Annotated in this window: 17 protein-coding genes and 1 other RNA gene; 2 read left to right on the plus strand and 16 right to left on the minus strand. The window is 40.1% G+C overall.

The features are described 5' to 3' along the window. Positions 1 to 132: 132 nt before the first annotated feature. Both AAAT26_RS06515 and AAAT26_RS06520 read right to left on the minus strand, forming a co-directional pair. Positions 133 to 1,389 carry an MFS transporter gene (locus AAAT26_RS06515; RefSeq protein ID WP_128114194.1) on the minus strand — a complete coding sequence of 419 codons (1,257 nt, stop codon included), beginning with the start codon at positions 1,387 to 1,389 and terminating at the stop codon, positions 133 to 135. Between the two features lie 263 nt (positions 1,390 to 1,652). After that, the gene (locus AAAT26_RS06520) at positions 1,653 to 2,072 is read right to left on the minus strand and encodes an RrF2 family transcriptional regulator (RefSeq protein WP_004694942.1); all 420 of its coding nucleotides are present in this window, start codon (positions 2,070 to 2,072) and stop codon (positions 1,653 to 1,655) included. A gap of 146 nt (positions 2,073 to 2,218) precedes the next feature. Here AAAT26_RS06520 and AAAT26_RS06525 point away from each other — a divergent pair, with 146 nt between their 5' ends. After that, positions 2,219 to 3,586 carry an NCS2 family permease gene (locus AAAT26_RS06525; RefSeq protein ID WP_004694940.1) on the plus strand — a complete coding sequence of 456 codons (1,368 nt, stop codon included), beginning with the start codon at positions 2,219 to 2,221 and terminating at the stop codon, positions 3,584 to 3,586. A 237-nt stretch (positions 3,587 to 3,823) separates the two neighbouring features. Here AAAT26_RS06525 and AAAT26_RS06530 read toward each other — a convergent pair whose 3' ends face one another. From AAAT26_RS06530 to AAAT26_RS06550, 5 genes are all read right to left on the minus strand, one after another. Further along, complete coding sequence (locus AAAT26_RS06530) at positions 3,824 to 5,131, minus strand: hypothetical protein (RefSeq protein WP_349209009.1); 1,308 nt, start codon at positions 5,129 to 5,131, stop codon at positions 3,824 to 3,826. Between the two features lie 136 nt (positions 5,132 to 5,267). Next, on the minus strand, positions 5,268 to 6,029 hold the full coding sequence (locus AAAT26_RS06535) for a hypothetical protein (RefSeq protein ID WP_004694936.1): 762 nt from the start codon (positions 6,027 to 6,029) through the stop codon (positions 5,268 to 5,270). Positions 6,030 to 6,267: 238 nt separating this feature from the next. Continuing rightward, positions 6,268 to 6,780 carry a pyridoxamine 5'-phosphate oxidase family protein gene (locus AAAT26_RS06540; protein ID WP_004694934.1) on the minus strand — a complete coding sequence of 171 codons (513 nt, stop codon included), beginning with the start codon at positions 6,778 to 6,780 and terminating at the stop codon, positions 6,268 to 6,270. A 35-nt stretch (positions 6,781 to 6,815) separates the two neighbouring features. Next, positions 6,816 to 7,205, minus strand: coding sequence for a MarR family winged helix-turn-helix transcriptional regulator (locus AAAT26_RS06545; protein ID WP_287508095.1), 390 nt, complete (start codon positions 7,203 to 7,205; stop codon positions 6,816 to 6,818). Between the two features lie 66 nt (positions 7,206 to 7,271). After that, a complete protein-coding gene (locus AAAT26_RS06550) occupies positions 7,272 to 7,679 on the minus strand; it encodes an SRPBCC family protein (protein WP_349209010.1) in 408 nt (135 codons plus the stop codon). A gap of 293 nt (positions 7,680 to 7,972) precedes the next feature. Here AAAT26_RS06550 and AAAT26_RS06555 point away from each other — a divergent pair, with 293 nt between their 5' ends. After that, positions 7,973 to 9,415 (plus strand): amino acid permease, encoded by a 1,443-nt coding sequence (locus AAAT26_RS06555; RefSeq protein ID WP_349209011.1) that lies wholly within the window; start codon positions 7,973 to 7,975, stop codon positions 9,413 to 9,415. A gap of 34 nt (positions 9,416 to 9,449) precedes the next feature. On the opposite strand, the gene AAAT26_RS06560 is transcribed toward AAAT26_RS06555, so the two are convergent. The 9 genes from AAAT26_RS06560 to ffs all read right to left on the minus strand — a co-directional run bounded on the left by AAAT26_RS06560 (position 9,450) and on the right by ffs (position 19,550). Then, the gene (locus AAAT26_RS06560; RefSeq protein WP_349209012.1) at positions 9,450 to 10,022 is read right to left on the minus strand and encodes an immunity protein YezG family protein; all 573 of its coding nucleotides are present in this window, start codon (positions 10,020 to 10,022) and stop codon (positions 9,450 to 9,452) included. A gap of 41 nt (positions 10,023 to 10,063) precedes the next feature. Further along, complete coding sequence (locus AAAT26_RS06565; RefSeq protein WP_008714826.1) at positions 10,064 to 11,188, minus strand: cation diffusion facilitator family transporter; 1,125 nt, start codon at positions 11,186 to 11,188, stop codon at positions 10,064 to 10,066. 257 nt (positions 11,189 to 11,445) lie between these two features. Next, positions 11,446 to 12,564 carry an RluA family pseudouridine synthase gene (locus tag AAAT26_RS06570; protein WP_287517377.1) on the minus strand — a complete coding sequence of 373 codons (1,119 nt, stop codon included), beginning with the start codon at positions 12,562 to 12,564 and terminating at the stop codon, positions 11,446 to 11,448. Further along, a complete protein-coding gene (locus AAAT26_RS06575) occupies positions 12,564 to 15,152 on the minus strand; it encodes a 3'-5' exonuclease (protein ID WP_349209013.1) in 2,589 nt (862 codons plus the stop codon). The genes AAAT26_RS06570 and AAAT26_RS06575 overlap by 1 nt, the downstream gene beginning before the upstream one ends. 12 nt (positions 15,153 to 15,164) lie before the next feature. Next, complete coding sequence (locus AAAT26_RS06580) at positions 15,165 to 15,416, minus strand: hypothetical protein (RefSeq protein WP_004694917.1); 252 nt, start codon at positions 15,414 to 15,416, stop codon at positions 15,165 to 15,167. Between the two features lie 4 nt (positions 15,417 to 15,420). Further along, positions 15,421 to 16,017 carry a recombination mediator RecR gene (gene recR / locus AAAT26_RS06585; protein WP_004694915.1) on the minus strand — a complete coding sequence of 199 codons (597 nt, stop codon included), beginning with the start codon at positions 16,015 to 16,017 and terminating at the stop codon, positions 15,421 to 15,423. Next, positions 16,018 to 16,347, minus strand: a complete 330-nt coding sequence (locus AAAT26_RS06590) for a YbaB/EbfC family nucleoid-associated protein (RefSeq protein WP_004694913.1) — start codon at positions 16,345 to 16,347, stop codon at positions 16,018 to 16,020. A gap of 141 nt (positions 16,348 to 16,488) precedes the next feature. Then, a complete protein-coding gene (dnaX, locus tag AAAT26_RS06595; protein WP_349209014.1) occupies positions 16,489 to 19,194 on the minus strand; it encodes a DNA polymerase III subunit gamma/tau in 2,706 nt (901 codons plus the stop codon). Between the two features lie 256 nt (positions 19,195 to 19,450). Then, positions 19,451 to 19,550, minus strand: an RNA gene (gene ffs, locus AAAT26_RS06600) — signal recognition particle sRNA small type. Positions 19,551 to 19,648 lie beyond the last annotated feature (98 nt).

Raw genomic sequence — 19,648 nt, forward strand, 5'->3', positions numbered from 1 at the left:
AGACTAATGACTTACCTTAAACTAACTATATACCAATATTTTTGTAAAAGCAATCAATCCACCCATATTGGATTGCTATTCACTAAAAGTGTATGAAAGCCTGTTATTATGCACTAAAACAGTATTCTTAAATTAACGATTAATGTCATTTTTTGTTATATCATGTCGTACGGATAGTTTCCGTGATTGGAATCCCATATAGAGTAATAACAAACCTGTAATACTAAATACATAGGATATCCCAATGTAGGTAGATACAATACTTGCGAACACAGGCCCTACCATAGAACCGAATTGTTGAGCTGTCGTCGTCATACCAAACATGCGACCTCTAAAGCTTGGATCCGTATTGAGAGTTACGGCTGCACTCAAAGATGGATTGATGCCCACAATACAAGAACCAATTAGCACTTGTAGTACACCAAACCACCAAATACCTACTGGTAAGCTTTGAAGTAAAAGAACAACACCACTACCAAGCATACAGTAGGAAATGGTTCTAAAGTAGCCACGGTGCTCACCAAGGCGCACCCATAAGTTAGTCGTTAAAGAACCAGCTAAACCACCGATACTAAGAATTGTACCCGAAATGATAGCAGCCCCTTCCATAGTGCCCTGCATATCACCTACATAAAGCGCCAAAATAGGCTGTAGCATCATGATCACACATTGCATAAAGAAGAAAATCCATAAAAGTCTTACTAATACAGGTTGTTCTTGAACTACTTTAAAATCCTCTCGTAAAGATGTAGATTTCACCGGTTTTGAGGACTGTTCATTAGAAGCTATATTTTCTACATTTAGCTTTGGCTCCTTTACAAGGAACAATACTGCCAAAGTAGCAATGAATACGGCTATACCTGAAATATAAAACACAGGACGCATACCTACAACACTTTCAACGGCACCGCCCAAAAATGGACCGACGACATTACCTAAAATTAGACCTGTTTGGAATATGCCGAGGGCACGGCCTACCTGTTTTTCATCCACACTGAGGGAGACCATGGTCATCGCCGCAGGATAAAAGCCGTTAGCAAAACCTACTAAAGCACGGCCCATCAACAATTGGTACTGATCCGTTACCATACCGATGAGAACATAACAAAAGGCAATTGCAAAACCAGCTCGTAGAGCCATCCGTTTCTTGCCCTTATTATCTGCAATTTTCCCCCAAATTGGCGCCATAATACCAGCGATTAGGAATGTAATACCAAAGACGAGACCAGACCAAAGTGCCACATCATCCTTAGGAACACCGAGTTCCAATAAATATATTGGCAGAAAAGGAATTATCATTGTATAACATATGGCTAGCACCGTCATACTAGCTGTAATAATCCATACATTGCGCATGCCGCCTCGATCATCATATACACTTGTACTCATAGTACCCTCCCTTCCGCATAAAATCGTTTAGATAAACTAATATACACATAAATCACTTTTAATTACAGTTCCATTTAAATTACAGTTCTACTTAGATTTCAATCTAGGTTACTATTCATAAGATGTTATTACATTTTAATTTCATATATAAAGAAGAGCCGCATACGAAACGCGACTCTTTCCATAAAAACTAACTTAAAAGATAGCTATACAATGTAGTAATTCGCAAAAATTGCTCATACAAAAACTTTAAAAGCTATCAATTATTCCGTTGGAAATTTGTGATCCATTACATCTTGCAAGGAAACATGTTCCATAACATGTCGGAACTCATCTTGTAAATACTGCCACAATGGAGCTGTCAAGCAGTCATTAAACATAGGACATGGTTCTACATCATCTTCTAAACAAGACACGAGAGCAATGGAGTCCTCTGCGGCATATAAAATTTCATATACATTGTATTCAGCCGGAGATTTCACCAAACGATATCCTCCATATTTACCACGTCCACTTTTAACAAGGCCCGCAGAGGATAAACGAGATACAATCCCCTCTAAATATTTATCGGAAAATCCTTGGCGTTCTGCAATCTCACGAATCGGTACATTTTTTTCTACCCCGTGTTCTGCAATATCCGCCAATATCCGTAAGGCATAACGCCCCTTTGTAGATATTTTCATAAGTTAACCTCTATATCATTCATAATATATTAATAGTATATCACAAATTCATACAAAAAATGGTGGGAAATATGATACACTATACATATATCGAAATATCTTTATTTAGGTATGATTTTAATTTCATATAGGGAGGATTTTATCTAATGTTAGATAAATTATTTCAACTCAGTGAGCGTGGCACAACCGTTAAAACAGAAATTTTAGCAGGTATCACTACGTTTATCACGATGGCGTACATCCTTTTCTTGGCGCCAAACATTCTTAGTCTTGCAGGCATGGATAAGGATGCGGTCCTCATTGCCACAGCCTTAGGTGGAGGTCTTGTGACGATTGCTATGGGTTTATTCGTAAACTACCCAATTGCTCTCGCTCCAGGGGTTGGCCTCTTGGCATTTTACTCCTTTACCGTAGTTCTCGGTATGGGCGTATCTTGGCAGACAGCATTAGGTGCGGTATTCATTTCTGGTCTCGTTTTCCTCGTATTAACATTGACATCAATACGACAAATGATCGTTGAAGGTATCCCAGCCTCCATGAAAATTGCCATTACCGTTGGTATTGGTCTTTTCATTTCTATCATCGGTTTAAAGTTATCCGGCTTGATGGCTATCTCCATAAGTTTGTCTCCAAACTCCTTGGGTCAAGTCGTACAGACACATGGTAATCTAGTTCCTCCAGCATCTGAGGCACTTTTAACGCTCGGTAATTTGCACAGTGGTGAAACATTGTTGGCACTATTTAGCCTCATCTTTACAGCTTTATTGATGGCTCGCAAAATTCAAGGTTCGCTCTTGATCGGCGTTTTAGTAACAACAATCATCTCCTATGCGACAGGCCTTTCCACAATGCCTGAAAACTTCACCGTATTAGCCGTTCCTGATTTCTCCAAAGCAGCATTCTTGCAATTAGATATTCCTGGTGCTCTTCACATGGGCTTAATTACGATTATCTTCTCCTTCACCTTCGTAGAATTGTTCGACTCGATGGGTACTTTGATTGGTACTGCTACAGAGGCGAAAATTGCAGATCCTAAATCTGGTAAATTCCCGGGTCTTGGTAAAGCCATGACCGTAGATGCTATCGGTGTTAGTGCCGGTGCATTGCTCGGTACTTCTACAATTACGGCTTTCGTTGAAAGTGCGGCAGGTGTAGGGGCTGGTGGCCGTACAGGTTTAACAGCTGTCACAACAGGCGTACTTTTCTTAATTTGCTTATTCTTGGCTCCATTGGTATCCTTGGTTCCAAATGCAGCCACATCTCCTGTTCTTATCATCGTAGGTGCCCTCATGTTAGGTGCCATTCGCAATATTGACTTCGATGATTGGACAGAAGGCTTCCCTGCATTCCTCGTTATCGTATTAATGCCGTTCACATATAGCATCGCTAACGGTATCTCTGCAGGTCTTATTGCATACCCTCTACTCAAAATTATTGCGGGCCGTGCAAAAGAAGTTAACTGGATTATGTACGTATTGGCGGTACTCGTTATCATCCGTTACGTATTCTTCTAATTAACATATACCCATAATGATGCTATTAGTGAAAGCTACTTTATATTCGATAGCTATAAAATCACTAATACCTAAAAGCAAAATATATATAAATTACATACACTAAAAGAACCTATCTCCAAAGATATTACTCTAATATCTAGGAAATAGGTTCTTTTTATTATGTACTCTTTTACTAAATGCTAACGTCGTATGGCATTACCGAATCGTACTATAGAGTCTTATTAGGGTTTAGTATTAACGAATCGTTTTTACACCGATTAAGTCTGTACGACTTGAATCAATATTTTTTAATGGTACTACATGTTCTTTATAAAACTCTGCTTCAGATGCTTTCACAGGCACTTGAAAGAACAAGAAATATGCCATGTTATCCTTGCTCCACGTAATACTGCGAACTAAGCTCTTATCTAAATTACCTGTATACTGCACATCACCTGTTGGCGTAGAGTCAATCCACTGTACGTCATGGTATTCCGTTGGAACATATTCTTTAGGCCATACAGTATCCTTAGAGTAACTCATGCGGAAGGCCATAACATGATTTACCCAACGGCCGCTATGTTCTTTGTACTCTTTATCTTGCTTCCAATATACAGTTTCTAATACATCATTATCATAAAAATGTGTAGCATAGTATGTATAGCCAAGAGGCAAGTAACTTGGTACAGATACGTCATAGGACATCTTACGAGATGCATCAATTACACCGCTAGGTAAGCCGATGGATTTACTCGTAAGTACAGGCCACTCAGAATTCGTATGTGTACGCAGTGGCAAACCAATAGTTTCAAAATGAGGTCTATCTTGTTCTCCATTTTGTTTAACACTTTGCGCATTATTGCCTTTAACATTTTGCTTATCATTTCGGTCACCACGTAATCTAGTATCATCAGAAGCCACATTACTTAACGACCCTACTGAATCTACAATTTTGCTTACATAGTTTTGGTTTCTTGAGGAAGCAAAGTAAAGCATATTAACTTTGTTATCTTTTTCCCAATAAGCAATTTGAACAGAATCGTTGCTAGAGCCTAAAGTATGTACAGAGATTCCATTAGGGGTAGTAAAGCTAACGGCATCATCAGCATTGTATTTTGTCTTTTCCAAAATAGGCTTTACTACGGTATCGATAGCCCACCCCATACGATACACAATATCTGTATTAGAGAAAGTTAATTTCGGACCATATTCTCCATCATGGCCCGTTTCCGTATATACGATTTCTAATACGTCATGATCCCTTGACTTTACATCGCGTACTGCATAGTCTTCAGGCATATAAGATGGAATTTGTAAATCATATCCAAAATAATTTGTACTTGCGTCAACATTAAGCTGTACTATATCACCATTATCAACTTGATCATACCACCGATAACGATTCATTAGCTCTTTATTCTTTTCCACTGTATCGATGGTAACAGTATTTCCATTTTCATCCACTAAAGGGGATAACGCACTAACTGGTTGTACTCCAAAGCTACTTACCACAGCAGCTAGTATTCCCATGGCTAATAATGATTTTGTTATTTTCAATCTCATAATTTCTTCTCTCTAAATTTAGATATTTCATAAGTATATATTACCGAGGTAATCACTTATCTATTACATTTTTAACTCAGATCACTGACTTTTAATAGTGCTACGTAATCTTAATAAAACACGCCAGTCTTTGCTTTCATAGGACTACATGTTCCTGTTTTATTTCTTCAATAGTTTTAGGTTTAATCGGTTTCATCGGATAGTTACCAACTAGTTCATAACGAGAGCTATCAATACTTTTCAACGGTACCACATGGTCCTTATAGAATTCCGCATCAGCCTCTTTCACCTGTTCTAAGAAGAATAGGGAATAAGCCATATTATCCTTCGCCCACGTAATGCTGCGAACCATATGCGTTTCAGGATTACCGGTATAATAAACCTCACTAGAATCACCTGATTTAGACCATTCAAGATCGCCGTATTCAGATGGAACATATGGTGTATCTCTTACAGTATCCAAGGAATATCCCATTCTATAGGCCATAATACTATCTATATATTTTTTCCCATCCCGATAGATAGTCACACCTTTTTTGTAATATACAACCTCTAATACATCATTTCGATCTTGACGCGCTGTATAGAGCTGATAACCATAAGGTATATAGCTAGGCGCCTTGACCTCATACGGCAGTTGCTGTGCAGTTTCTACTATTCCTTTCCAATTACGAGCCCCTTCTTGCGTTTTCATAGGCCACTCTAATAAAGTCTTTCTTGGTAATGCTTTGATTGCTGAATCAGGATGAACTCTAGGCATATCAAATGTAACGGCAGCGGAAACACCAACATTATCGGTAGATATTGAATCATTAACAACATCAGCTGAAACATATCCTGCACACAATAATCCTACAGCCATAGCAGACAAAACGGACTTAAATAGAAGCTTCTTCATGATCTCTCCTTTTATAAAAAATTGATATATACTTTACACATATAATGATATATTTTCTTATTTATATCAAAAACATGCTGCCGATTCTGTTGCCCTAGCTACTTCATAAAACTTTTATCTTTCCTATTGTGAAAGTATAGTTATGAGCCATTAGCTGCTTTAATTCTAACTAGTTATACATAATAAAACATCCTACTAAACGCTATATTACAATAGAGTTCAATAGGATGTTTTGTTATTATTTAGTTAATGGAGGCATAATAATATCTTGTTCAAGCTGTCTTCGTCTCTTTGCGGTATAGTCTACAACTTTAATTTGAACGACGCCCACAGAGTTTACCATGGCATCAGTAAAGGGAAATTCTCGACCAGTCTGATGCTTCATTAATACTTGTAAACCATGATCCTTTTCATCAACACGCTCTAAGTAGGTAGCCTCTCCTCGGCCCATCACACTAGAATAAACTGAGCTATATTTACAAGGAATATCTCCACCTGATACGAGGGCCTCATCATTACCGTCAATTTCGATAAATACATGGGGGTTCACTTTAATCAAATTAAACTTCTTCCCCTCATGATAGCCATGTACATAGATGTAGAGTATATCATCTACAATTTCATAACCGAAATGTAAAGGTACCACGTAAGGATAATCACCATCCATCATACCTAAGTGAATGATGCGAGTGCTACTTAAAATGCCCTTAATTTCATCTATATTTGTAACCATACGATCTTGACGTCTCATAATAGCCTCCACAAGAATCGGAAAATTAATACACCTTACTCTTCATGTAATCTGCCAAGAAGATGTTTAAATTGAGCCTCATCACTATTCAGCTTTCCGAAAAAGATTTCATCAATCTCTTCAACTAATGGGACTGCCTTTTGTAATATTGCACCGCCCTCTTCATTTAAAAGAACAGCTTTCGCACGTGTATCTCTAGAGTGCTCTTTTCGCTCTACAAAACCACGTTTTTCCAATAAGCTCAATATTTGAGATACCGTCATAACATCTATCCCTGAAAGTTTTGAAATCATAACTTGTGTAACTTCGTTATCATGTTGTGATAAATACGCAAGAGATGCTAAAACAACAAATTGAGGATGTGTTAAGTTCAACTCTTTTAACGCTTGTTTTATAGTAAAATGCCATTTATTGTACACCCTCATGAACAATAATCCTGTTGATTTTTCTGAATTGTCTTTATATTTTGATGTAAACAAACAGCAATCACCTTATCTTTCTAAACAATTTTTTAGAATAAATATAGATTGAGGAACATCCGAAAAAACTTGACTTAAAAATTCCAAATGTTGCTTATCTTCACTTTCTAAACTTACAGTATGTTTTACATTTACACTTCCATCATGATTATCAATTATTTGATGTCCGAAAAGTATAGCTCCAAATGGAGTTTCAGTCTTATCCCAAAACTCTTCAAAAGTTTTTACAAGAGTAAGCTGATATTCCATAGGTGGCATGCCTTCAAGCTCCATTGTACCACATGAACCAGTCTCAAATTTACCGTTTAATGTAATATTTTTTAGATCCTCTTCCCAGTCATACCATTTTTCGATATTCGCATAGTACGCCCACACAGCTTCTTTTGGCGCTTTTATGTTCAAACTAAAACTAAATTCCATTTTATATCCTCCTTTTTTATGAGTGCTTTATTATAAGTGTACTTATTATAAATTATTTTATATTATTCGTCAATTAACTTCAAAAAAAGGATATTCTATGAGTTTATCAATATAAGGGTATACTCTCATCAGAAAATCATCAAGCCTTTTGTCTACTGTAAAAATACATTTGACTTTTTAGAATAGATACTGTATTATAAAAAAATAGTTTTATAGATTCTATAGATTGTTAAAGCTGTGGTAATCCATAGCCTTTATATTTATAGATAGTTTGTAGAAAAGAGGTCTTTATTATGTCTGATACGCATCAGTTAAAACGGGGTCTTAAGAACCGGCATGTACAGCTGCTCGCCATCGGCGGTGCTATTGGTACAGGCCTATTCTTAGGCTCCGGTCGCGCCATTCACTTGGCTGGTCCATCCATCATATTCGCCTACCTAATAACAGGTGTTATGTGCTTCTTTATTATGAGAGCACTAGGCGAATTACTGTTATCTAACCTAAACCACCACTCTTTTATCGACTTTGTAGAAGATTACTTAGGGGATCGAGCAGCATTTATCACGGGATGGACATACTGGTTTTGCTGGCTTTCACTAGCCATGGCAGACTTAACGGCCGTAGGCCTCTACATGCAGTACTGGATACCGTGGCTACCCCAATGGATACCCGCCTTACTCGTTTTAATCGTCTTGTTGTTAATGAACTTGACAGCTGTAAAACATTTCGGCGAAATGGAATTCTGGTTTGCCTTGATTAAGGTAATCGCTATTATCTCTCTTATCATCATCGGTATCATCATGATTGTTACAGGTTTTACTACAGATGCTGGCGTCGCCGCCTTTAGTAATATGTGGAATTACGGAGGATGGTTTCCGAATGGAACGATGGGCTTTATCCTATCATTCCAAATGGTTGTATTTGCTTTCACAGGCATAGAACTCGTAGGTTTAACGGCTGGCGAAACAGAAGATCCTGAAAAGGTTATTCCAATGGCCATAAACAATATTCCATTGCGTATTATTTTATTCTATGTAGGCTCTTTAGCCATCATCATGAGTATTTACCCTTGGACTGCCGTTAACCCTGCTGCAAGTCCATTTGTGGCTGTATTTACCGCCGTTGGTATTACAGCCGCTGCAGGTATCGTAAACTTCGTTGTTCTTACCTCTGCAGCCTCTGCTACAAACTCCGGTATCTTCAGTACCGGTCGTATGATTTATGCCTTGGCAAAACGCGGTCATGCCCCAAGTTCGATGCGTCGCTTGACTCACAGCAGTGTGCCGTACCAAGCAACGATTTTCTCGGCAGCCGTATTATTGATTACAGTTGTACTCAACTACGTAATGCCTGAAGCAGTATTCGTTATGATTACATCAATCTCCACATTCTGCTTTATCTTTATTTGGGCCATGATGGTTATTTGTCACCTCAAATATCGCAAGAAAAATCCTGAACTAGCGGCACAGTCTAAATTCAAAATGCCTCTATACCCTGTAATGAATTACATTATCCTAGCTTTCTTTGTTTTCGTTCTTACAATTCTCGCCTTAAATGAAGATACGCGAATTGCCCTCTTGTTCACACCAATTTGGTTCATCATTCTTTGGGCCTTCTACTCCATGCTTAACACGGACGATGAAGATGCGCTTGGAGAAGAACTCATTGAAATGGCTGGTGTAAAAGAAATTTACAAAAAACCTAAAAAAGATGATTCCGACGATTACGTAATCTAATAACAAAACGCCCGTGCATGCACGGGCGTTTCTATTATTTCATAGTTGGGAAGTTTTCTTGTTCATATTGTTGTTGATACGCTGGTAGATTACTTATATTTTCATTGTAATTAAAGATAGTCTTAATGCGATAGCCTTCTTGAGTGATGATGATATCAATAGAAGATGGTACTTCTTGACCATTCTGTTGCAAATGGTTAACTAATTCTTGCAAGGCCTCAGTTTGACGTAAAGAACCAGCCATATATTTACCCTTGGATAGGCCTGTATTTCTAACGACTTGTCCATTATATACTTGCCCTCTATTATCTTTGTAATAGAAGCGCACAGCATCCTTATCTCCCGCAGGAACGGCTTTAATATAAATAATCTTCCAATTCTTCTTAATCATCACTTTTGTAGCTTGTGCTAAATTATTAGACAAACGTCGTGTTTCTTGATTAGTAGATTTAGATACACCATTAACCTGTTGAATTTCATCATTCATAGGCATTTCAATAGGTGTCATTACTGGATCTTGTTCTACCTTTTTTGCATCTACAGGCTGAATCGCAAACACACCAACAACCGCCATTACAGCTAATGCGGTAAGAGCAATTTTTTTCATTCCATCTCTCCTTAGAGAATTTATCAAAACAAATTATAATATTAGTTACTAAAATCCGTATCCACAATAGCGAATTGTGTATAGTCAGGGTAACGTTTTTGCATTTCTGCCTTGATTTTTTCTAATGTACTATGTGGATCTTCTTCGTCAAAGTCAAAGATAATATCGTAGTAGATAACCTTCTTTTCTTCTTGTACGTAGAAGGCATGTACTTGTACTACATGTGTATATAAACTAATAACTTGATCAAGAGCTTTTCTAATTTCAAGTACTTCTACACTTGGTTTGTTTTCAGCATATACACCAACAGTCATATTGATGCCAAACTTTTTATAAAGATGAACCGCAATGCCCTTTGTTAATGGATGAACTTCTGCCATTGTCATAGAATCTGGTACAGAAATATGAACGGAACCAATTGTTTCTCCTGGCCCATAACTATTTAATACCAAGTCATATACACCACCCACATTCGGATGCTGTGCGATAGTTTCTTTAATATTACGGATTAAATTATCATCTGCTCGAACACCGAGCAAATGGTTATACATTTCACGTAAAATATCATACGCTGCTTTTAAAATCAAAACAGAAATAACAGCGCCCACATAACCTTGAATATCAAAGTTAAAGAAAAATACTAAGCCTGCAGATACCAATGTAGCAAAGGTAATCACTGCATCAAAAAGGGCATCTATACCAGATGCTACGAGCGCATCGGATTTATATTTCTCACCTTGTGCCTTGATATAACGACCCATCACTACTTTCACAACGATGGCAACAGCGATGATAACAAGACCTGGAATATCAAATGTAGATACCTCAGGGTGGATAATTTTATCCACAGATTCCTTAAGGGATCCAATACCTGCACCGAGAATGATGAAAGCTATAGCCATGGTAGTCATATATTCTATACGACCGTGTCCAAATGGATGCTCCTTATCAGCCCCTTTGGCGGCTAATTTCGTACCCACAATAGTTAATACAGAGGACAATACATCTGTTAAGTTATTTACCGCATCAAGGATGATGGCGATGGAATTAGACGCAAGGCCCACAATCATTTTAAAAATAACGAGAACGACATTACCTATAATGCCTTTTATACTGGCAAGCGTAATCCCCCGATTACGTGCTGCACTATTATCTTGTAAAATCATACTACACCTCTTACATTCTGATTTATAGTTTTTAAATTGAACTATATCGATTTACTTATAATCCTATTATAGCTTATCGATTATCATTTGTCATTATTATTCTTGAAAAATATTTTTAAACTTATTGATTTTGCTGAGTTATCAATAATTCTCATTTCTCAATTAGATTGTTTTAGGTATTGTGACTTCACAATATATAATACAGACCTATTATCAAACCAGTACTTAGGCTCGCGTAATGATTTAAGGAAATCAGATTATGCCGTAACCGTAATACGCTCGCCTGTGCGCATATGTGTAAATACTACCTTTTGAGCCCGTAATTGGAATGGCTGTCCCGTAGGTTGTGCACCGTATAAGATATCTCCTACAAGAGGGTGCCCTATATGGCTGAAAGCTACTCGAATTTGATGTGTTTTCCCTGTGTACAAACGAACTAAAACCTCTGTATATCCACATTTATTGGACTTATACACAGTTTTGTCCACATTTTGACTACTTTTATCAACATCTCCTAAGTTTATATCCACATTTTTTGCTGTTATATCCACAGAATTTTTAGACTTATTCACAGAGTTATCCACAGTCTCTGAAGAATGTCTACATAGGACGGAAAAATCTGTACGAGTCTCTTTTCCCTTAGGATTCACTTCGTAATGAATCCCATCAGCACTGCGTTCCATAGGGAATACTAAAGAATCCTCATCGGCTTCTACAATGCCTTCCACAGTCGCCATATACCACTTTTCAAAGGTATTATCATCCATTTGCTGTTGATAAATACTTTGTGCTAAACCACTTTTTGCAATGACAATGCAACCTGTCGTATCTCTATCGAGACGATTCAAGAAACGTACTTTTCGCTTGATACCATGTTCTTTAAAATAATGCGCCACACCATTGGCAAGAGATACTTGATCTTTAGAGTTTACCGTCACACCACTTGGCTTATCCACAATAAGGAGATCAGTATCTTCATACAGAATGCGTAAGTCCATTTCGATAGGGTCATGATCTATTTTTTCCTTCGCCATAGCAATCCAAATCTCGTCGCCTTCAGAGATTGTATCCTTTGGTGTAGCCTTATGACCATTAATATGAATTAATTTCTCTTCAAAAAGTTTAACTAAAGATTTTCGAGGATATCTAGTATCTAACACTCCACCAAGTGAAATATCGCGTACTTCTCCAATATGCTCGGAACCACGACTTGATATGTCTTGATTGCTACTCGATATATCTCGATTTTTACTTGATATATCTTGACCATTACCTATTAGCTTTTGTCTTGCATTTTTCTTGCTAAGTACAGCTTCTATATCTACAGCTGTCACGGTCCACAGAATATCATCGGGGCGATGTGTTTTTCGCGCCATTAGTATCTCCTTTCTACGAGTTCAAGATCTCGTGGCATATAGTTGAGTAGCGAACTTGGTTGAACTGCCCTCCCTCGTATGTTCGTCTGTTCAAAGGTAATGGTCAATTCTTGTTTAGGTCGAGTGATGGCCACATAGAATAAACGCTTTTCCTCATCTTCACGACCTTCTGCAATGGCAAAGGGACTCGGGAAAGTTCCTTCGTTTAGCCCAGCCAAGAATACATGGTCAAACTCACTGCCCTTCGCTTGGTGAATGGTAATGATAGGAATACGATCTTCGTTTCTCACCTGTTGTGCTGGTTCACCCGCCGTAAGAGCCGCCATCTGTAAGATTTGATTTAATCGAGCCAAACCTGCAGGTCCTTCATAAGCCGCATCTAGTTTTTCCATAATGCGATACAAATCGCGTATATGCTCTACTTTAGCCGCTTCTCCATGAGATTTATAGTATTCTAGAACCCCCATTTGGTTCATGATATACACCAATAATTTCGTTGGCATCTCCGTATAGGCTTTTCTACGCAAGGTCGCCATTTGAGAGGCGATATCCGTGAAAGCTGCCTTATATTTATTTATAGCTACCATGCGACCCGTTGTGGTCGGTACGATTTTTTCTTTCACCGCATAAATTAAAAGCTGTGCAGTAGCCAAGATATCATCCATTGCATTATGTGTTGGCTCATGATGTATAGGGAACTTAGATGCTAGGAAACCCAATTTATGATTTGGCAAATTAGGATAGAAACGACGGTAGATATCGAGGGTATCGTAAATAGCCTTGAACTCAGGATTGCCTAAGTTATGGCGCGCCAATTCATTCGTAAAGATAGTTACATCATAGTTTACATTATGACCTACGATGATAGCATTCTTGGAGAACTCCTTGAAGGCTTTGAGTACTGTAGCTGGCTCTTCGCCGTGTTCTTGTAAATACGCATCGGAGAAGCCATGTACCTCTTCGGATTGACCAACAGGTACACCAGGATCGATAAAGCGTTCAAAGGCCTCTAAGACCTGTCCATTTTCATCGATGCGAATAGCTGCAATTTGAATGATGCGGTCTTGAGACGTATCTGTGCCGGTGCTCTCCACGTCATAAACAACTACTTCGTGCTGCTCTAAGCCACTGACAAGCTTTGCATAAGGCTCTGCCTCAAAGATAGGCATATCCATGAAGTCCGTCAATTTTAAACCTACTTGGCGCGTCTCTAGGCTTTCAATCGCAGCGATACGAGCATCACCAATACCAGCAACATATCGCTTGATAATGCGCTTCGCACTGACAGAGTCGTTTGGATTCATGAGCAGTTTGAAGTAGGCCATAATGTCCTTTATTTCTTGACGTCTAAAGAATTTAAACTCGTCGATAATCATGAAGTGACGGCGTTCCTCTTCAGGTTGTTCGCCGTTAAGACGTTCAAAAGAATCACTTAACTGCTGTGCCTTTTTATTATCCCTCACGAGAACGCCGATATTAGCATCCTTCGGTAATGCACAGATAGCTTCGTAGATATATCGGCCCTCAAGGTAGCTATTTTTACAACCTTTAATGAGAACAGGCTTACCCTTGCTTTCACTATTGGCACGAGGCAATTCAGTGTAGATAGACCCAACCAGGTCAGGGAACATATTTTGTAAGGTTTTGAAAGCCATCGTAAAGAGCGTCCAATTAGAACGATAGTTTTCGTAGAAGATGATTTTTAAAGGCTTGAAATCCGCATCAAATTGCTTGAGCAAGCGGAACGGATCGGAGCCACGCCATTCGTAAATCGTTTGGAAATAGTCACCACATAGTAGCACGTGATTACCTTCCCACAGCATTTCTAGAACTTTGTACTCTAGTACGCCTGTATCTTGCATTTCATCTACAGAGATATAGCTGTAACGACTGCGCCATCGCTCACGAACTACAGGGTCTTGAAATAGGCGATGAACACCGCAGATGAGATCTGTAAAATCTAGGCCGTGCACGGAAGCTAAGCTTTCATCATACGCAGCAATCCATTCGTGACCATGGTTCAAGAAATCATGGAGTTCACTGTAGAGGACATTACCAAAGCTAGAGAAGAGCTGCTCAATAGCTTCGCGCTGTTCCTTCTGTAAGCGTTCGATTGTCCGCTTGTAGTCACCTACGAGATCATCAGAATAAAAGCCATATAAGGAACGATATTCTTTCACCATAGCGATAACATTAGCAAAGGACATTTCTCGCAATTTACCAGGACGGTACGATTCAGAGAGTTCCTTGCAGTCTTCTTCGTCAAAGATGGTCACATCCGTGTACAAGGTTTCGTTGCGCTTGCCCTCTTGTTGGAGAATGAAAAAGCAAAAGCTGTGGAATGTACTAACCTCCACAGCCTTTGCAGGACTGCCCACGAGCGATTGAATGCGGTCTTTCATCTCGTTTGCGGCCTTGTTCGTAAAGGTCATGCACAAGATATTCTCCGCCTTCGCATAGCCACCCTCGATGAGATGAGCCACCCGATAAGCAAGTGTATTCGTTTTTCCCGTCCCAGCGGACGCTAACAAGAGGATATTCTGTTCCACTTCATCAATAACGCGTTGTTGTTCACGATTGATAAGCATAAAAACCTCCTGTTATTTAATGCCGTAATATATAGCAGCTAAGACCATAGGAATAGGGCCTAAAATTGCTGTTAATGCCCAAATACCCACCCCAATATCCATTGGAATATTAAGTATATGAACGCATACCCAGTAGGTTAACCCACCAATCACAACATTCATAGCCACCCGTTTAATGGTGAAAAATGCTACTTTGAAAGCAATGTAGGCTACAGCAATGGAAATAACCGCCGATATAATCGGTGATGCTAATAAAGCTCCCATACTACTATCCTTTCATTTCTTGACGGTTCACTACGGCACCGCCTAGCGTTAATTCATCGGCATATTCAATATCGCCACCCACAGGAACACCGCGGGCAATGCGCGTTACCTTGATGCCACTTGGACTTAATAATCTCGCCAAATACAGAGCTGTTGCTTCCCCTTCGACATCTGGGTCTGTCGCGAGGATCACCTCTTGTACAACACCATCACGAAGGCGTGCAATCAATTCTTTTACGCGAATATCATCGGCACCGATGCCCTCCATAGGGGATAAAGCGCCTTCCAATACATGATACAAGCCCTTATAATCACCACTGCGCTCGATAGCAATCACATCGCGAGATGTTTCAACAACCATAATCGTCGTTTGGTCCCGATTTGGATTGCTACAGAATTCGCAAGGATCTTGAGCTGATAAGTTAAAGCAAATAGAACAGTGACGCGTAGCCCCCTTCGCTTCTACAATGGTTTCCACTAGGCGGTCTACCTCTTCCTTCGGCATTTCTACCAAATGATAAGCCAAGCGTCTAGCCGACTTGGAGCCGATGCCAGGCAAGCGGCGCAGCTGTTCTACGAGCCGTTCTAAAGCGTTTGTCATTTAGAATAAACCTGTTGGCAAGTTTAGACCACCAGTCACTTTGCCCATTTCTTGAGCCAAGAGGTCGTCTACTTTTTTGCTAGCTTCGTTTACCGCAGCCATTACTAGATCCTCTAACATTTCCACATCTTCAGGATCAACAGCTGTAGGATTCAATTTCAAGGATTCGATGATTTTTTCACCGTTCATCACAACGGTTACAGCACCGCCACCTACGGAAGCTTCTACAGTGCGAGTTTTTAACTCTTCTTGCATTTTCTTCATATCTTCTTGCATCTTTTGAACTTTTTTCATCATGCCCGCCATGTTGCCCATACCTTTACCAAACATTATATTTCCTCCTTTTAAGACATCGTCCTATACTAACATTCTAAGTCCACATCATTAATACTATATGACATAGATTTATAACATATGTGTCACCTAATAGCCCCAAGGCCAAAGGTTATTATCTAACAATTACTTTTTTATCTATTCTTCGATAACCTCGACTATGATGTCATGGTCTTCAGATAATTTTTCTAATGTTTCCGCCAAGAGAGGATTGCTTCGTTCCTCTTCTGTCATATGCTCTGGATCCCAGGCGTATTCTCGAGCCACCGTAACACTATCGATAGCCTCTACTTTAATAGGTGCTGATGAAAGCATAGCTTTGTCATCACTTTGATGCGGGGTTACCTCACGAGGTTTACCCCCATCAGACTTTGGGACAGCTTCAACCTCGATATGCGCGCCGCTATCCATAGGGCGCTCTAACACTTCGCCATCCTCGCTGATAACAGTCACACTATCTAATGGATGTGGCGGCATATCATCTAAGGATGATACATAAGAACCCTCCATATCATCTACAGGCACATCATCAAAGGAATGAACTGGAATATCATCCCCTTCAATAGAACCCGCTAGAGACTCAATAGGAATCTCACCATCGGGGACCTGATTAGATGGACTGCCATCAAAAGTTGTAATCGGCACATCACCACCGAATGCTGGCTCTGTTTCTACATCAGCTCCTACTGCAGTTTCTGATGTATCTATTGTACTTGTATTCGCACTATCATTAACTGCTGTATTTGCAACAGCACCGCCGGTTTTCTTGGCTAAGAATGCCATAGCCGCAGCCTTAGCCGCGTCCACGGCTGCAGAATCAGGCTTACTCTCTTGAGGATCATTGGTTAAATCCATTTGTGTCGGTTGCCCACCAGAGGTCGTCTTTACGTCAACCATCGGTTCTTGTGGTCGTTGGGGTGCTTTTACTTGGCGTTGTGTGGTGCTACCAGCAGCCTTTTTATAGTCTTTATAAACTTGCGTGAGGGCATCCACGATTTCTACGTGTACTGCATAGCCCAGTGTATAGGTGAAAGCATCAACCGCTTCCGCCAAGTTCACTTCATTGGTCATTACATTGAGATGTAATGTATTTTTAAAGGCCATGACCGCCTTGCTTTGGTCTACATACACTAGCTGACCTTGACCGATAACGGTAGAGGTCATATTGCGATTACTATCCTTCAAGTATTTAATGACATTGGATTGTACATTACGATACTCTTGAGCAGATAAGATTTGTTCACTAATGATGGCCTGTGTACTAATGCCTTTTTTACCGCGACCTTTAGCTTGGTTTCTTGTAGGTTTTCGGGAAGCCGTATCCCCACTGTTTGGCGGTGGCGCCATGCCAACGCCACCCATTGGTGGCGGAGCTATACCCACTCCATTCATCGGAGGAGGTGTACTACCTGGTGCTCCCACCGGTGGTGGAGTCATGCCTACACTCGCAGGCGGTGGAGTCATACCCACATTCGCAGGCGGTGGTGTCATACCTACGCTGCTTGGAGGTGGCACAGTACCAACAGCAGTATTTTGAATACTACTCATGGAAGTATTCTGTACAGCAGCATTATCTACAGGAACAAAGCTGTTCGCATAGCCGCTAGGTGGACCAAATGCATTAGCACTATAAGCTGGTGTAGGAGCCGCTGGGCCTCGTTGTTCCAATTGAGCCATGCGGTTCAATAAATCATTTCGTTCAGATCGCTCAGTACTTTCTAGAGCATGTACACGGTCTTCTAAGCTTTCATCAACAGAGCCTAATTTAGCACAAAGCACGAGTAGACCCATTTCAATGATGGTTCTTGGATTATCCACTTGTTTCGCATCATTCATGATGGATTGAGCACTGCGCACATATTGGTTAAGTTCATTGAAATCAACAGTATTGGCCTGAGCTAGGAACTCATCCTTAAAGGCATCGTATACCTTGAGTTCATCCGCATCAGGAGCCACCTTACCAACGAGCAAAGCACGCACATGTTGAATGAGGGCTTCCATAATTTGCGTCGCATCGCGACCTTCTGCCAATGCATCGTGAACGTAGGATAATACTTTCGGGCCATCTCCGTTGCGCAAAGCATCTAAGAAATGAATGATCCATTCCTTACTTACAAGACCGATTAACTCTTCCACCACTTGCGGTGTAATAGAGCCCGTTGCCATACCTGCACATTGGTCTAGAATACTCAAAGCATCACGCAAACCACCGTCTGCATGAACAGCGATGAGCTGAGCCGCCGCAGAATCAAGGTCAAAGCCTTCTTTTTCTGCTACATAAGATAGACGCTGTGCGATGTCATCAGAAGTAATACGTCTAAAAGTATAGCGCTGACAACGAGACACGATAGTAACAGGCAATTTTTCAATTTCTGTAGTAGCAAAGATAAACATGACGTGAGCTGGCGGCTCTTCGATAGTTTTTAAAAGCGCGTTCCACGCCTCTGTAGTGAGCATATGGGCTTCGTCGATGATGAAAACCTTTTTACGCCCCTCAACAGGCATAAATTTGACGCTTTCACGAAGAGCACGAACCTCATCGATACCGCGATTTGATGCGGCGTCGATTTCAAGAACGTCCATGGACTGGCCGCTCAAAATCGATTTACAAGCACTACACTCGTTACAAGGGTGATCCGTTGGCCCCTGCTCGCAATTGATAGCGCGCGCAAAAATCTTCGCCATGCTCGTCTTACCAGTCCCCCGAGGACCGGCAAATAAATAGGCATGAGCTACCTTGTCTTCGCGGATAGCACGCATCAAAGTATCAGACACCTGATGCTGGCCGACTACATCGGTAAATATCTGCGGACGATACTTACGATATAGCGCAATATATGCCATTGGAACACCCCCTTTTTCCGAAACTTACAATACTTTATTATACCATATTCAAGAAAATCTGACTTCTTTAATATAGTTCTCTCCACATTTTCAAAGTGATATGTTTATTTATAAACTTTGTAGATATTTACTAGTCAAAATTCCATCATATGGTTCACAATAAAACATCGTATAGTCCAAAATAAAGTATCATACATTCCTATATTAGACATAAAAAAAGCGGCCTCACAGGCCGCCTTGCAATATTCGATCACGACAGCCCCCGGGTTCCCCGTGGCACATGAAGGTTACCGCTTAGTGCTGCTACCTCTCAGTCCTGACACGATTCACAGGCCCCCATTGCACAGGCCCGAGAACTGCCATGATCCAATATTGCAATACAAATATTATACATGAAAAAGCCTCTATAGTCAAAGCTATAGAGGCTTTTCACTGTATTCTTATATAACAAAAA

Origin of the sequence: Veillonella parvula (assembly GCF_040094895.1) — a bacterium.
Classification (GTDB): Bacteria; Bacillota; Negativicutes; order Veillonellales; family Veillonellaceae; genus Veillonella; species Veillonella parvula_L.

What these genes read in the sequence shown, in the direction of transcription:
- AAAT26_RS06515 (WP_128114194.1), bottom strand. Translation starts at nt 1,389, where the DNA reads ATGAGTACAAGTGTATATGATGATCGAGGCGGCATGCGCAATGTATGG.
- AAAT26_RS06520 (WP_004694942.1), bottom strand. Translation starts at nt 2,072, where the DNA reads ATGAAAATATCTACAAAGGGGCGTTATGCCTTACGGATATTGGCGGAT.
- AAAT26_RS06525 (WP_004694940.1), top strand. Translation starts at nt 2,219, where the DNA reads ATGTTAGATAAATTATTTCAACTCAGTGAGCGTGGCACAACCGTTAAA.
- AAAT26_RS06530 (WP_349209009.1), bottom strand. Translation starts at nt 5,131, where the DNA reads ATGAGATTGAAAATAACAAAATCATTATTAGCCATGGGAATACTAGCT.
- AAAT26_RS06535 (WP_004694936.1), bottom strand. Translation starts at nt 6,029, where the DNA reads ATGAAGAAGCTTCTATTTAAGTCCGTTTTGTCTGCTATGGCTGTAGGA.
- AAAT26_RS06540 (WP_004694934.1), bottom strand. Translation starts at nt 6,780, where the DNA reads ATGAGACGTCAAGATCGTATGGTTACAAATATAGATGAAATTAAGGGC.
- AAAT26_RS06545 (WP_287508095.1), bottom strand. Translation starts at nt 7,205, where the DNA reads ATGAGGGTGTACAATAAATGGCATTTTACTATAAAACAAGCGTTAAAA.
- AAAT26_RS06550 (WP_349209010.1), bottom strand. Translation starts at nt 7,679, where the DNA reads ATGGAATTTAGTTTTAGTTTGAACATAAAAGCGCCAAAAGAAGCTGTG.
- AAAT26_RS06555 (WP_349209011.1), top strand. Translation starts at nt 7,973, where the DNA reads ATGTCTGATACGCATCAGTTAAAACGGGGTCTTAAGAACCGGCATGTA.
- AAAT26_RS06560 (WP_349209012.1), bottom strand. Translation starts at nt 10,022, where the DNA reads ATGAAAAAAATTGCTCTTACCGCATTAGCTGTAATGGCGGTTGTTGGT.
- AAAT26_RS06565 (WP_008714826.1), bottom strand. Translation starts at nt 11,188, where the DNA reads ATGATTTTACAAGATAATAGTGCAGCACGTAATCGGGGGATTACGCTT.
- AAAT26_RS06570 (WP_287517377.1), bottom strand. Translation starts at nt 12,564, where the DNA reads ATGGCGCGAAAAACACATCGCCCCGATGATATTCTGTGGACCGTGACA.
- AAAT26_RS06575 (WP_349209013.1), bottom strand. Translation starts at nt 15,152, where the DNA reads ATGCTTATCAATCGTGAACAACAACGCGTTATTGATGAAGTGGAACAG.
- AAAT26_RS06580 (WP_004694917.1), bottom strand. Translation starts at nt 15,416, where the DNA reads ATGGGAGCTTTATTAGCATCACCGATTATATCGGCGGTTATTTCCATT.
- recR (WP_004694915.1), bottom strand. Translation starts at nt 16,017, where the DNA reads ATGACAAACGCTTTAGAACGGCTCGTAGAACAGCTGCGCCGCTTGCCT.
- AAAT26_RS06590 (WP_004694913.1), bottom strand. Translation starts at nt 16,347, where the DNA reads ATGTTTGGTAAAGGTATGGGCAACATGGCGGGCATGATGAAAAAAGTT.
- dnaX (WP_349209014.1), bottom strand. Translation starts at nt 19,194, where the DNA reads ATGGCATATATTGCGCTATATCGTAAGTATCGTCCGCAGATATTTACC.